Genomic DNA, 14,041 nt, shown 5'->3' with positions numbered 1-14,041 from the left:
ATGAATACGTTCATAAGGGTCCAGCGGGAAAGTCAATCCAAGTTCTTCGCCGACTCCGAGCCCGGGCACGGAGGATACCGTGGTTCAGCCTATCGCCTCGATCCGGTGAGCTTTGAGCGGAATCTCGCTCCGTCGATCAGGAGCGTCGTCCCCGCGTATTTCACACACAAAGGCATCCAGTGGCACACGCACAGCAATCATGGTCTGTCATCGCAGGTTTGCTGTCTGAATTTTCTGGCACCTCTGGCTCGAAAGCCAGAAATGCTTGCGCGTCTAGTTCAGGCGGCACTTGGGGGTGAAAAGCCGACCATGCGGCCGATCGAAGAAGGTCCGGATGGTGAGTGGTTTGTCGGATTTGAGTGGATCGGCGGAGACTATCTGAACGAGTCAGGTAAAAATGGTTCTCGCTCGCGTGGCGCGAACGCGACATCCGCTGACGCGGTGTTGATGTTCGAGCGAGATGGCAAACTGGAAACGCTGTTGATCGAGTGGAAGTACACCGAGTGCTACGGTGCTCCGATCAGCGCGAACGGAAATGCTACGCGTCTGAAGCGCTACGAAAAACTCGCCTTTTACCCAGAGGGACCAATCCGTGCTGACCTTGGCTTGGCATTGGAGGATTTTTTCTGGGAGCCGTTCTACCAGCTTCTCCGTCAGCAGATGTTGGCATTCCAGATGGAGAAGGCCCGAGAATATGGCGCGGACATCGTGCGAGTGCTGCATCTCTCGCCCGCCGGCAATTCGGCTTTGAAAGCGGTAACCGCTCCCAGACTTCGGGAGTACGGATCGGATTTCGCATCGGTCTGGCCGAAACTGCTGCAGTCCCCCGACCGGTTCACAAGCCTCGATATTTCGTCAGCCTTCAAGCCGATCCTGCAAAGTGCAGGTGGCGCGGAATGGGCTGCATACATGACATCGCGCTACTCGAGCCTCTTCTCCGCCTCGACGGTGAGCCAGATTCCGACATGAAACAGCTCGAGCAACCACGATCAATCGCAACAATGACCGGGAACTGAAAATGGCAAACTTCAAGGACGGTGTGATCCGCGACGGAAACACCATCGGTTCTGGCAAGGCGCTAGGCAATCTGAAGAATGGTGTGATCCGGAATGGCTCCACGCCCGGCGCGGGAACCGCGCTTGGCAATGTCAAGGATGCCGTCATTCGAAGTGGCTCGACGCTTGGCGCAGGAAGCCCTTTGGGGAACGTCAAAGATGGTGTTGTAAGAAATGGATCGACACCCGGTACCGGTACGATCCGGGGAAAAGTCTCCGATTTCACCATCAAGGGTATTGAACGAGAGTATGACGCCGAGATCGTCGCCGTCCATCATTTCCTGATCAAGAAATTTCTCTGAAAGAACATCGTCCACATGGCCAAGACCCCGCGCGAAAAAGATGTCTCCACCCTCACACACGACAAGGCGGTGCGGCTGAACAACCCGACGGCCGAGATGGCGTCGCTCTATGAGCAGCAGATGGAAATGCTGGGCGAGAGTTCTCGCGAGATGCGCATCCCACGCGATCGGCCGCTGGCGCATGGCGAGGAGCGGGATCGGGACATGGACCGCGACCCCCAGGTCATCTGGAACGGCGCGAAGATCAGGATCACGCAGGCGCAGATGAGAAAGCTGGCCGAGACAGGCGAGATCGAGATCGGCGACGCCCAACTTGTCTGGCGCGGCAAGGACCGTCAGGACTGGTCCGATCTCGTGGTCAATGCGCCGCCGCTTTACATCCAGGAAAAGGTGCATCCCAAGGCGATCATCGACGATTTGAAGCGTCGGACGAACAAGGCCCGCGAGGAGAAGTCGGACGCGCCGGACCTGTTTGCCGATTTCAACGGCATTGCCGATCCGGAGGCTCGGGCGGAATTCTACCAACACACCAAGCATTGGCAAAACCGCATGATCCTCGGCGACTCGCTGCAGGTGATGGCGAGCCTTGCCGAGCGGGAGGAGATGCGCGGCAAGGTGCAGAGCATCTTCTTTGATCCGCCCTATGGCATCAAGTTCAACTCGAACTGGCAGGTCTCGACCATGAGCCGGGACGTGAAGGACGGCAAGAAGGAGGATGTCTCCAGAGAGCCAGAACAGGTGAAGGCCTTCCGCGACACCTGGAAGGATGGCATCCACTCTTACCTCACCTATCTTCGCGACCGGCTGATGGTGGCGCGGGAACTGCTCGCCGAAAGCGGCTCGATCTTCGTGCAGATCGGCGACGAGAACGTGCATCGAGTGCGGGCTCTGATGGATGAGGTATTTGGCGAGGAGAATTTTGTCAGCGAGATCACCTTCCAAAAGACTGGCGGCCAAACAAGCGACCTCCTACCCGCTGTTCAGGACTATCTGATTTGGTACTGCCGAGACATCAGCAAGATCAAATTCCGCAGACCCTATTTTACAAAGGAACTTGGTGTTGGTCACGGTTCGGGCGCTCGATACGATCAAATGGACGAGGATGGTCGCGCCTTTCAGCTCACGAGCCTAACTTCAAATAGGCCGCCTGGTTCATTTCCGGTTAAATTTGAAGGAACAACCTTTGGCCCGAGCGGAGGATACTGGAAGACAGGACAAGCTGGCTTTGAAAAGCTTCTAAAGGCAAGCAGGATCAAGAAGGCGGGGCGCACTCTACGTTATGTGCGCTACATCGATGATTTTCGCGCCTATCCCGTGTCAAACATCTGGACTGACACGGCGGGCAGCCCAGACAAAACATACGTAGTCCAAACCAGCCCGTCTGTTTTGCAGCGATGCATTCTGATGACCAGTGATCCAGGCGATCTGGTCTTTGATCCTACCTGCGGCTCGGGCACGACAGCCTATGTCGCCGAACAGTGGGGCCGACGCTGGATCACCGTTGATACATCACGTGTGGCGCTGGCTCTTGCCCGCACGCGGCTGATGAGCGCGCGCTTCCCCTACTACCTTTTGGCTGACAGCCGCGAGGGTCGCGCCAAGGAGCAGGACGTCTCCGGAAAGATTCTAGCCGATACCCCAGTCACGGGCGATATCCGGCAGGGCTTCATCTATGATCGTGCAGCTCGTGTGACGCTAAAAAGCATCGCCAACAATGCCGAGATCGACGTGATCTGGGAAAAGTGGCAGGACGTGCTGGAGCCGCTGCGGCGGCGGCTCAACGAGGCGCTGTCCACCGCCTTCGAGGAATGGGAAATCCCCCGCGATCTCGACGCCTGGCTTGACAGCAAGGACGGGCAGGCCAAGGTGCATCTGGTGACCGACGCGGTGCGCAAGCTGCATGCCGCCTGGTGGGAGGGCCGCATCAGCAGGCAGCAGGAGATCGACGGCTCGATCGCCCGCGCCGCCGATGTCGAACTACTCTACGACCGCCCCTATGAGGACAAGAGCAAGGTGCGCGTCGCCGGGCCTTTCACCGTCGAGAGCCTGTCGCCGCATCGCGTCGTCGCCGCGCGCGAGGACACGCTGGGCGCGGAACTGGCCGCAGCCGGTGCAATCACGTCCCGCGCGTCCGCCCCCGCTAATATGCCGGAGGCCGATTTCGGCGAGATGGTGCTAGCGCATCTTCGCAGCGCCGGCGTCCACCAGCAGGCAAAGGCCGATACGATCCACTTCAATTCCATCGAGCCCTGGCCGGGCAACTATATCGCCGCCGAGGGCCGCTATACCGATGGCGGCGCGGCGGAGAAGCGCGCGGCGATCCTTGTTGGACCTGAATTCGGCACGCTGACCCGCAGTCAGATCACCGCTGCAGCTCGGGAAGCCTCCGACGCCCGCTTCGACGTGCTGATCGCCTGCGCCTTCAATTTCGATGCGCAAGCGACCGACCTCAACCGGCTCGGCCCACTCGCCATCCTGAAGGCACGCATGAACCCCGACCTGCACATGGCCGAGGACCTGAAGAACACCGGAAAGGGCAACCTCTTCGTCGTCTTCGGTGAGCCGGACGTCGAAATCCTCGATGCGCCCAGCGGCGAGATCAGGGTGAAGGTCCACGGCGTCGATGTCTTCGACCCCTCCACCGGCGAAATCCGCTCCGACGACGTCAAGGGCATCGCCGCCTGGTTCATCGACACCGATTACGACGAGGAGAGCTTCTTCGTCCGCCACGCCTATTTCCTCGGCGCGAACGATCCCTACAAGTCGCTGAAGACCGCGCTGAAGGCGGAGATCGACCCGGATGCGTGGGGGACGCTTTATGCGGACACGTCGCGGCCGTTCGCTCGGCCGAGCACGGGGAGGATCGCGGTGAAGGTGATCAACCACTTCGGGGACGAGGTGTTGAAGGTGTTTGGGGTGTAGGCGATGAGGGAAGAACTGTGTCTCAACGGAAACGAAGAAAGCGTGGTCTAAAGACATCGTCACTGGTAAGCAAACACGGCCTGCAAATGACCCCGGACAGAGCTTTGGCCATCCGGGTGAGCAGAGCCCTTAACAAAAAGAATGTGCCTTCTCCCAAGGCTCCTCAACGATTGCGGCCGTTGCCTGAGCTGACGAAGCAAATACTCGTTTTCAATCGAGATGAGTTCCGTCACCTGATGCACGGTTTCGTTCTTCTTAGGATGCCAGATGGAGAACTAGGTGTATCGAGCCGCAAGGTCGTTTATCCCATCCGGTATTCCGGCGAGTATCTGTTCATCGATGTTTCTATCCGGGGGAAGCCAAAGACGAGTTGCTCGGTTGTCAGTTCTACTGCAATCGCTTCCGAGCGCTTCCCTGTCACTCCCTCACGTCCCTTTCAGACGTTAGCAAAAGAACATTCAGACCACGCGGACGGCGCAAAGCTGGAGACGCTTGCCTCCAAGTTCCCGTCAGCCCCAGACGCAAAAAGAACGGCCAAGGTCAGTACAAAAATCTCTGCCATGAGCTTTGCTGAACGCTGGTTAAGGCAGTTGAATTTATCTCTTAATCAAACAGCAAGTGAGGAGGTCAGAAAGAAGGCGCTCGAGCAGCTTGCGAGGATTGAGGAACAACTACTCGCACTCGACGGGGAATATTTCAAATGGCCGTCCACAGACGCTCTAAAGGGCAACGGAAGCTTAAACTCGTTTGATGCGCCTGAAGATGGCGTTCTATCCTTCTTTGGATACAAAGTAGGCCAACTAAGCGTGCTTACCCCTTCGATGAGATACGCGATACTCGATCGGGTATTCAGAATTGCTCTGCCTCCTGTCCTGCCGAGTCCGCATATGGCACTCTGGGGCACGCCAAATTCGCTACGCAGGCTACACAAACTGGCGGAAACCATCGCCGCGTTTGTTCGAAACGCCAAGCGCCGGCAAAACCCCTCCTATCGTCGGGCGATTGGCGAATGGGAACATGATCTGCAGCGTCTGCATGACACGCTATACGTCGGCCGATTTGATTTTTCATGGCCAGCAACCCACTGATCGGCTCACGTTTGCGTTCGGTAGAGAATAGTCAACTGCGGCAGTGGCGGCGGTACGAGGCGTTCCAAGAGGATTATATCTTAACGGATTTTGATCAATCCTAAGATGCGATTGGTCTGGATATATAAGGTCTGATGTTTAGGGATGGAGGAATTTCCCCAATTACCTGTTTCAATCCCCGACTGGCGAGAGCCGAGTCACCCTTTCTCCCGCGGTCAGAACCCAAAATTCTACACTCCAGAGACGCTCGGGGATAAGGCGCTTGGGAAAACGGCCCGAACCGACTTCTTCGAGAAGGTTTTCGTCGGCCTCTTCTGGAAGCTCGGCGCTCCCGTCCCCTATGCCTTCAGGACGATTGACGGCGAGGTACGATCCCTCGATGCCGGCTGTATCAAATTTCTCGCCAACCGTGGAAGCGAACACATTCATTTTCACTTATCGTCAGATCGGACGATCTTGGCAGCGACTCCAGGGCCCCGCCTCCTGTCGAGACTCGAACTTCTACGTCGCGAGTTGGTGCGGCGGGTGTCGCCAGGACCACTCCCTCTTCTATCCGGCCTGGATTTCAACTTGGCTGATCCAGTGGATGAACGCAGGCGAACCGAGTCTCTCAACGTTGTTCGCGAAGGCCAGCGAGATTTCCGCAAGCAGGTACTATTGGCCTGGAAGCGATGCGCAGTTACTCGGTCTCGGACCTCAGCAGTTGTCGAGGCCGCACATCTCTTCAGATACCTTGGTCCGAAGACAAATGACGTCCGCAACGGGATTGCGCTCCGGGCAGATGTGCATGTGCTCTTTGACAAACAACTGATCGGCTTTGAGCCGATCAACAATCGCCTGAAGGTGGTTGTTTCCAAGCGCATCGCGCGATCTGAATACGCAGCTCATGATGGGCTGTTGGTAAATGCGATCAACGATGAGGCATCTCGCCCCGATCCAGACATTTTACTGTATCGATTCGAAGAGTTTCGAAAAGCCGAAGAATCACGGGGACCATACTGATGCCCACCATCCTCGCCGACAGCTTTACCGCATCCTTGGCCAAGCTGACCAATGACGAGCAGAAACAGGTGAAGCTGACGGCGTTCGACCTGCAGACCGATCCGAACCGGCCAGGCCTGCAGTTCCACAGGATCGATGCGTCCAAGGACCCGAACTTCTGGTCGGTCCGGGTCAATCGCGATCTCCGGATCATCATCCATAAGACCGGCGACAGCGTCATGCTCGCCTATGTCGACCACCACGACGACGCCTACAAATGGGCAGAACGACGCCGGATCGAGACCCATTCGCGCACAGGTGCACTTCAGATCGTCGAAGTGCGCGAACGGGTCGAAGAGATCGTGGTCCAGCCGGCGCCGGCACGACAGCCAGAGTTGCCGTTCCTCGTTCCAGCTACGCCGTCGGTTTCGACACTGCCGCTTTTTTCGAAATTATCCACCGACGACGCACTGTCGATCGGTGTCCCAGAGGACTGGATCAGGGACGTCCTCGACGCAAGCGAAGACAAATTCTTCACGCTCGCCGGTCATTTACCGCAGGAAGCCGCCGAGGCCTTGCTGGAATATGCCGCAACAGGTGTTCTGAGTAAGCCGGCGCCGGTTACCACCGATCCCTATAGCCATCCTGATGCGCAACGGCGGTTCCGTATCCTGGAAGGGCATGAGGAACTGGCCGCGGCGCTCGACCAGCCATTCGAAAAATGGTCGGTGTTCCTTCATCCGTCACAGCGGGCGTTGGTGGACCGGGACTTTTCTGGACCGGTGCGCGTGGTCGGCTCGGCTGGCACCGGAAAGACCGTGGTCGCCTTACACCGGGTCGCACGCATTCTCCGCAACGAGCCTCAGGCGAAGGTGCTCTTGACGACCTTCTCGGAGCCGCTTGCCGCCGCGCTGAAGCGCAAGCTTGGCGTGCTCCTTGCCGACAGCCCCTCTCTCGCCGACAGGGTGACCATATCGTCATTCGAACAAGCGGCAGCTGACCTGTTCGCGCTCATGACGGGTCGGAAGGCCTATCTGGTCGGCCGAGAAAAACTGAGGGCACTTATCGCCGACTCCACGAAGGCGGTGAACGTGACGAGGTATACTCCTCAGTTTCTCAATTCAGAATGGGAGCATGTGATCGACGCTTGGCAGATCGACAGCGCCGAAACCTATGCAACAGTACCGAGGATGGGACGTAAGAACCGGCTTGGCTCGAAGCAACGCGAAGAGCTCTGGACAGTCTTCTCGGAGGTCTGCAAGCAGTTGCGAACGAAAGCTCTACTGACCTCTGCGGACCTGTTCACCGTGGTCACCAAGCATTTCGAAGACCGCACCGAAAAGCCTTACACGCATGTAGTCGTCGATGAGGCCCAGGACCTCGGCGTCGCCGAACTGCGGTTCCTGAGCGCCATCGTGCCCAACCGACCGGACTCGCTCTTCTTCGCCGGAGACATCGGCCAGCGCATCTTTCAGCAACCATTTTCCTGGAAGGGGCTGGGTATCGACGTGCGCGGGCGGTCTTTCACGCTCAAGGTCAACTATCGCACCTCGCATCAGATAAGAAGGATGGCGGACCGGCTGCTTCCCGAAAGTGTCCGAGACGTCGACGGTGAGGAGGACCTGCGCAAGGGTACGGTATCGGTATTCGATGGCGTCGAGCCTGTTATCGTCGTCGCACCAACAATTGAGGAAGAGGCTACGGCTGCCTCGCAATTCCTTCGCAACCTTCTGGAACAGGGAATTAAAGCAAACGAGATCGGCATCTTCTGCCGATCAAACGAGCAGATAGCTCGTGCATCGAAGGTCGCCGAACTGGCAGCCGTCGAGACAGTTTCATCGCTTGCTGGGCGAGGCCCTGAAGAGGCAATGCTCATCGGTACGATGCATCTCGCAAAGGGATTAGAATTCCGTGCTGTATTAATCGTCGCCTGCGATGAAGGTGTGTTGCCGTTGGCGGCGCGCATCGATGACGTCGCCGACGAGTTCGAGTTGGACGAGGTCGTGGCGACAGAACGACAACTGCTCTACGTCGCCGCAACCCGCGCCCGGGATCATCTCTTCGTCTCCGCGGTTGGGCCCGGTTCAGAGTTCCTGGAGGACTTGCTTCACGTTTGATCGGATTGTCTCCGCCCGCGATTCCTCTGCAAACGCCGTGATCGGGAGTAATGGGGGGAAGACGTTGGGCAATAAAGGAACGCCGTTTGCGGGAGGATGCTGCAAGCCTTCAGGGAAAGCGAACTGACATCGCGGCACCGCGCCATCAACGTCATGGCTGGCAGACCGTAGGCTGAGACTTGAGATGCCATTTAGGCCGGAACGGAAACAGGCCATCCGAGTACCGATCGGCCAGCTCCTCGAAGACATCCTCGCTTTCGCGGGCATCGAATCCCTGACGTTCCAGTCCGCCGACGATGGCTTCGCTGAGCTTATCCAGGGCGAGCCGCGCATCTTCTCGTCCGTGAGCGGCCGTGATCATCTGCCAGAGCAGCACCCTCGCGAAATCGTCGCGAGACGGCCGACGTCGGACCTTGGCCGCATCCCTCACTCGCTGCTGCCGGGCGACCTGTTCTGCATTGCGTTGTTTCTTCGATTTCCGGGGCATTGCCTGTCTCCTTGTTGTGGAGCCTCAGCCTCGGTGCCGGCCATGCAAGGGACAAGCGTCGTCTGCCTATGTTGACATTTCGGACAGGGAGGGCTGGCTCGTCTCTAATCGCCAGCCAGACGGCTTCGGCCTGCAAACGCGGTTTGCCGGAATCACTGATTGGGACGTTGGCAACGAGAAAACTGGAACAGGAATCGCGGAAGCGTAAATTGAGATGATGTATTTCGAGTTGCCCGGAACGTAGGCCAAGGCATGGTACTTTGATCTGAGAGGAATTGATTTGCAGAAGACTTGATCCGGCGTGAAGCGCATTGCCGCACGTTGAGATGCCGCTTTCGCGGGGTGGACAGCATCACAACTCTCGACAACATCCTGAACCTTTCCAACTGCCTTTCCGGCTGTTTTGTGGTGGTGTATCGACCGGGTCACTCGATGCACCGCGTCATCGTCTTCTTGCAACCATCGCCACCTCGGACGGCTGCCGATGGCAGGTCACCCGAACTCGTCCCCGCGGTGCCGGTACCGGAGCGGGAATCGAACTTCCGCAGATCGGAATCGATTTCCGCGACTTCGGAATCGGCATTTGGGAACGGTGAATCGCCGTGGCGCCGGCAGGAATCGCGGTTTCAGAGCTCCCCGTCGGGTTTCGTCAGGTCGGTGGACCAGCGGACGCGACGAGCAGGTGCGTGATCTCCTCGCCCGTCATGACCCCGACGTCCTTCAACCGCGTGGCGATGGCGACCAGCGCGTCCCGCCTGTTCTCCAGCAGACTGCGGGCCATCGCTTCGGCTTCCATCAGGCGACTGTTGACCCGCTCAGCCAGATGCCGGTCGAGACTGAGCTCGTTGATGCTTCCTGCCACTGACCGATAGAGCAACGGCTGATGATTGGAGAATCCGAGCCGGGTCTCGGCGGCGACCGCATGTTCGGTGGCCCTGGCCAGATCGCTATCATCGTATCCACCTGCCCCGGCCACCGTGTCGCCAAAGATGAGCAGCTCTGCCGTACGCCCGGCCAGCATGCAGGCGATGCTGCGCATCAGCCAGTCCTGCGTCTGCGGGAGATGTTGACCTTGCCGGCTGACCACCTGCCCCATTCCTCCGATCCCGATGCTTGCGGTGATGACCTCTGCGATCCCCATGTCACAGAAGGCGATCGCATGTCCCGCCTCGTGGATGGCGGTACGCCAGCGCACATCGTCGGAGAGTTTCACCTGGCCGGCCAGCAAGGCATGCTCAAGATCGCCCCAAGTCAGCGACCGCTGCTGCCTTCTGGTTTTCCGGCGAACGTCACGCACAAGTCGTTCTATGTCGGCTCCGGTGCTGCCGGTCGCCAGCAAGGCCAGCCGTCGAAGATCGGGATGCTGCTCAGGTGTAATCGTCTGGCTGGCTTCAGGCATCTTGGGATACTCCGCGATTGGACTGGTCGATGACATCTGCATCACCGCCGACATGGACCTGTTGTTGCCGTGCTGTTTCGATCGTTTTGGGACGGCATGACGGCGCAGACGCCAACACACCAGCCAGATCGTCACCGAGATGATGAGCGAGGATGCCGGCCAGTGCCTCCATATCCGGCAAAGGGATCGCGACATGCTTTTCCAGTCGGCCCGATCGCAACAGTGCCGGATCAATCTTTTCGGGGAGGTTCGTCGCGGCAATGACGATCACGCCATCGGTCTTCGAGGTTCCATCGAGAAGCTCAAGCAGCCGATTGATCAGCGAGTGCCAGTAGTCATCGTGCTGCTCCCGTCGACCTGCGGACCGGCTTCCGATGTTGTCGATTTCGTCGATGAACAGGATGACCGGAGCATTTTCCCGTGCCAGCTCGAACGCCTTGGACATGCGCTTGAGAACGTCACCGAGATAACCAGGCTCAAGCCAGGAGGCTACCGACGTCACCAGCAGCGGAACCTGCAACGTATTGCAAAGCGCGCGGGCATAGGTCGTCTTGCCGGTGCCGGGCGATCCCGACAGCATTAGTTTCGTACTCATCTCGCTCCAGGCCAGCCCACCGTCGCGCCAGAGCTGAAGGTCTGTCTTGAGGTCGAGCGCCCAACCGTGTGCGTCGCCATAGCCCGAGAGTCTCTCGACCCGCAGCTGACGCAGCCGGCTGTGTTCCGGATTGGCCGGATCAACGGATGCGCTGCCGCTGCCCTCCTTCCCGGATGTCTCCGCCAGCTTCTCCGGCTGAACGACATCGATCCCATCCACGGATTTTGGTGGGTCATCACCGTCCTTGATCAAAAACCGGCTCTTGACCTTCGGCCGCCCCGACCGATCGCTACCGCGCCCGGAGTTGCGACCGTCATCGTCATCATCGTCCGACTTGTCGGAGGAGCGCGCCCGTTCGCCGAGGACTTCGAGGATTGACAGGATGCTATCGAGACCACGTCCGGGACGAACAGCCAGCGCCAGCGCATCGATCGAAAGCCCTTCAAGATCAAGCGCCATCTTCTCCATCTGCCGCAGCGACTGCTTCGGCGCGATACCGCAACACGTCTGCAGGAGTTCCGCGATCAGTTCATGATCGAGGCCACCGCTCTCGAGAACGAGATCGGCCGTCATCGACACAAAGGGCGGAAGCGCGGTCTTTGTCTCATCGGCAAGAACCACGGGCGCTGACCGCTCCAGCAGGACATCCACGAGGAACCGGCTCAACGATCGCTCGACCGCCTTCGGCACATCGGTGCCGGCTAGTGTCTTGATCGTCTTACGGGTCTTTCCCCGGCGGCGATCACCGTATCCGTCCGAGAGCGGGCTGCTGCGATGAACGTCTTCGAGTTTCGTCCAGTACGGCAGGATCAAGCCATCTTCGAGCATCAGACCGAAGCGGCGTTCGAAACGGCCAACCGGTGCTTTGATCAAGACGAAGGCTCCCGGGTTCCGAAGTGCGGCCGAGAGCACCGACAGGTCGGGAACGCTTGAACCAACGGCACGGGCGACCAATAGGGCGACTGCGACATGGGCGACGCTTGGCGGAGCAAGCTGCTCGCGAAGCAGCGCCAGAAATTCGCTGGACGCCGATGGTGCTTCAGAAACGCTCGATGCAGCATCGGCTCCCGATTTCGGGCGGCGGCATGCGGCATGGTTTTCCCGATCGGTCCTGCCCTTCGGGGCGGAACGGACGTTTTCATGTGGCGGTTCTCCTGGAATGTCCCGGATCAGCACGTCGATTGCCGTCGTCCTATATGGCGCTTTCCCGAGACGCCGCATGAGTTCGGCGCGCGCCCAAGCCGGGTCGGCGTCGAGCAATCGCAGGGATTGCTCCGGGACACGCCAGACCGTACCGGTCGTCTCATCCCCAGCGACGATGAAGTCCGCCTCCAGCAATCCGACGACTGAGGCGCGCTCGTAAAGATCGAGGATGGCCAGCCGGCGGATGCGGGCAAACAGATAACGCGTGATGCGATCAGTGAGCGTTTCCATCACGCGCCCTCCTCCGTTCCATGAATACCGTGAGGTGTCGGCATACCAATGACGCCCAGCAGCTTGCGATTGCCCTCAAGCCAGTCGCGTAACATCAGCGCAGTCGGATCGCTGACCGCACACAGCGTGAGGAGTTGTTCACGGAAGATTTTCGGGACGCTGGTCATGGCGATACCTTTGCGTCGGGCAAAACCGATCACGACCTGGGCGACGATCGCCGGATCGGGCGAGGCATCTGGCTTTGCCGCGCACATGGCCATGGCCTGAGGAATGGCTTGTGACATGGAAGTCGCCCCGCAGCTCGTCGCCTCTTGCAACTTCGCCAGTCGCTTCATCCGGCTGGATGGCTTCGGCGTCGGAGGTGCTTCGTGCGGGAGGTTGTTTGGGAAAGGGATCACGTTAGAAGTGTGTCGGCTCATGACAGGCGTCTCCTGTCGCCGAACAGCACGGTTCGGCGCGAACGAATGGAATAGAAAGCGGAAAGGAACGTGAGAGGGCCGGTCAGCCCGTGCCGGCCCGTGGGATGCGGGCGAAGCCGACACGGATTTGGCCACGACCGGCTGGCTGATGGACCTCCGTGGTCGAGCCAGCGGCGGGATCGGTCGTCTCGTTTTCATTCACGCCAGTGATGTCCGCAGAGCCACCGCGACGTACCCGTTCCTCCATCGGTCCGGCAAAGGCATTCCTAGCCAGTTTCCAGTTCTCGTCGATCCGGCCATGGAAACGTTCACGCAGCATGCCGATCGCCTTCCCCGCCCCGCAAACCTCGACGAGATGATCGAGATCGCTAAGGGGCCAGACGCCACCGGCAATGTCCGAGCGCTGGTTTTCTGCATTCAAGATGACGACGCGGACTTCTTCGGCCACCAGCCGATGATGTTCGCGGTAGAGAAGATCGGGAACGACGAGTGCTGCGGCCAGCATGCGGCTCTTCAGCTCGTTGATCCGCGAGACTTCGTACGAGCCGAGGCTGCGCTTGACGTCGATGACGTGGGCAAGCTTCGTCTTCCGGTTCACGATGATCAGGTCCGGCGTATACGTTTTGCGTCCGCCGATGTCGGCGTCGAGCGTCAGCGATCGAAAGTGTTTCGGATCGTTTTTCTCGACCAGCTCGAGCGCCGTCTTCGTGACCGGCAGCCGCAGATTTTGCGTCAGCACCACGAGGTCCGGGTTCAGGTCGGCGATGATACCGATGCCGCGCTCGAGCAGCCTCCCTTCCTGGATGGGAATGGCGCGCAGGATTGCCGCGGCTTCAGAGACACCGCCGGCAAGCGCCTTGGAAAGAGCGACGGCGGAGAAGGACTGCGACGAAAGTGCGTCGATGAGGACGTCGAAACGGGACTGAAGGGTGTCGAGATCGACGGCATGCGGATAGGCTGGCGCGCCAGGCGCACCGGAAAGAATGGTCGTCATGATATTGCTCCTGTTGACGGAGGCGACCGGCCGGCAAACTTCAGGCGCACGGCGTCCGATGCGGAAATGATTTCCCCATCCGGTGGCCGGCTGGCTTCAAATGAAGCTGTGTCCGAAGTCAGGGATGATCAGCCGTTAGAATCTGGCGAGTGCCAGTCCGAAGGCGCACGGGATCGTGAAGCACGCCAACCGGCGCCGCGGCGACGCACGATCGTCAACAGGATCAGGAGACGAGAAAGCTTCCCGTT

12 protein-coding genes are annotated in these 14,041 nt (G+C 59.2%); 6 read left to right on the top strand and 6 right to left on the bottom strand.

Annotated elements, in window-relative coordinates; all coding sequences use genetic code 11:
* The 4 genes from EXN68_RS00930 (at position 1) to EXN68_RS00915 (ending at position 5,367) form a co-directional block, all read left to right on the top strand.
* Positions 1–969, top strand: coding sequence for a PGN_0703 family putative restriction endonuclease (locus tag EXN68_RS00930; RefSeq protein WP_142839273.1), 969 nt, complete (start codon positions 1–3; stop codon positions 967–969).
* A gap of 49 nt (positions 970–1,018) precedes the next feature.
* Entirely contained in the window at positions 1,019–1,357 is a 339-nt protein-coding gene (locus EXN68_RS00925) for a hypothetical protein (protein ID WP_142839272.1), read from the top strand.
* A 15-nt stretch (positions 1,358–1,372) separates the two neighbouring features.
* Entirely contained in the window at positions 1,373–4,279 is a 2,907-nt protein-coding gene (locus tag EXN68_RS00920; RefSeq protein WP_142839271.1) for a site-specific DNA-methyltransferase, read from the top strand.
* A gap of 104 nt (positions 4,280–4,383) precedes the next feature.
* Complete coding sequence (locus EXN68_RS00915) at positions 4,384–5,367, top strand: hypothetical protein (RefSeq protein WP_142839270.1); 984 nt, start codon at positions 4,384–4,386, stop codon at positions 5,365–5,367.
* A gap of 171 nt (positions 5,368–5,538) precedes the next feature.
* Here EXN68_RS00915 and EXN68_RS27345 read toward each other — a convergent pair whose 3' ends face one another.
* The gene (locus EXN68_RS27345; protein WP_161991145.1) at positions 5,539–5,796 is read right to left on the bottom strand and encodes a hypothetical protein; all 258 of its coding nucleotides are present in this window, start codon (positions 5,794–5,796) and stop codon (positions 5,539–5,541) included.
* A gap of 141 nt (positions 5,797–5,937) precedes the next feature.
* Between EXN68_RS27345 and EXN68_RS27340 the strand changes: the two genes are divergently transcribed.
* Positions 5,938–6,369 (top strand): HNH endonuclease, encoded by a 432-nt coding sequence (locus tag EXN68_RS27340; RefSeq protein WP_161991144.1) that lies wholly within the window; start codon positions 5,938–5,940, stop codon positions 6,367–6,369.
* Positions 6,369–8,465, top strand: coding sequence for a 3'-5' exonuclease (locus EXN68_RS00905; RefSeq protein WP_193559487.1), 2,097 nt, complete (start codon positions 6,369–6,371; stop codon positions 8,463–8,465). The genes EXN68_RS27340 and EXN68_RS00905 overlap by 1 nt, the downstream gene beginning before the upstream one ends.
* A gap of 151 nt (positions 8,466–8,616) precedes the next feature.
* Here the strand turns inward: EXN68_RS00905 and EXN68_RS00900 are convergent, their stop codons facing one another.
* From EXN68_RS00900 to EXN68_RS00880, 5 genes are all read right to left on the bottom strand, one after another.
* Complete coding sequence (locus EXN68_RS00900; RefSeq protein ID WP_142839267.1) at positions 8,617–8,952, bottom strand: tellurite resistance TerB family protein; 336 nt, start codon at positions 8,950–8,952, stop codon at positions 8,617–8,619.
* 649 nt (positions 8,953–9,601) lie between these two features.
* Entirely contained in the window at positions 9,602–10,351 is a 750-nt protein-coding gene (locus EXN68_RS00895) for an ATP-dependent metallopeptidase FtsH/Yme1/Tma family protein (protein ID WP_161991143.1), read from the bottom strand.
* Positions 10,344–12,380: an AAA family ATPase gene (locus EXN68_RS00890; RefSeq protein WP_142839265.1), complete on the bottom strand. Its 2,037-nt coding sequence runs from the start codon at positions 12,378–12,380 to the stop codon at positions 10,344–10,346. Before EXN68_RS00890 ends, EXN68_RS00895 begins: the two co-directional genes overlap by 8 nt.
* Positions 12,380–12,799: a hypothetical protein gene (locus EXN68_RS00885; RefSeq protein WP_142839264.1), complete on the bottom strand. Its 420-nt coding sequence runs from the start codon at positions 12,797–12,799 to the stop codon at positions 12,380–12,382. Before EXN68_RS00885 ends, EXN68_RS00890 begins: the two co-directional genes overlap by 1 nt.
* An 82-nt stretch (positions 12,800–12,881) precedes the next feature.
* Positions 12,882–13,793, bottom strand: a complete 912-nt coding sequence (locus EXN68_RS00880; RefSeq protein ID WP_142839263.1) for a hypothetical protein — start codon at positions 13,791–13,793, stop codon at positions 12,882–12,884.
* Between the last annotated feature and the right edge of the window lie 248 nt (positions 13,794–14,041).

This window comes from Martinezella rhizogenes, assembly GCF_007002745.1.
GTDB lineage: Bacteria > Pseudomonadota > Alphaproteobacteria > Rhizobiales > Rhizobiaceae > Agrobacterium > Agrobacterium cucumeris.
The sequence above is the reverse complement of the archived record's forward strand: the minus strand, read 5'-3'. Positions and strand labels throughout refer to the sequence as shown.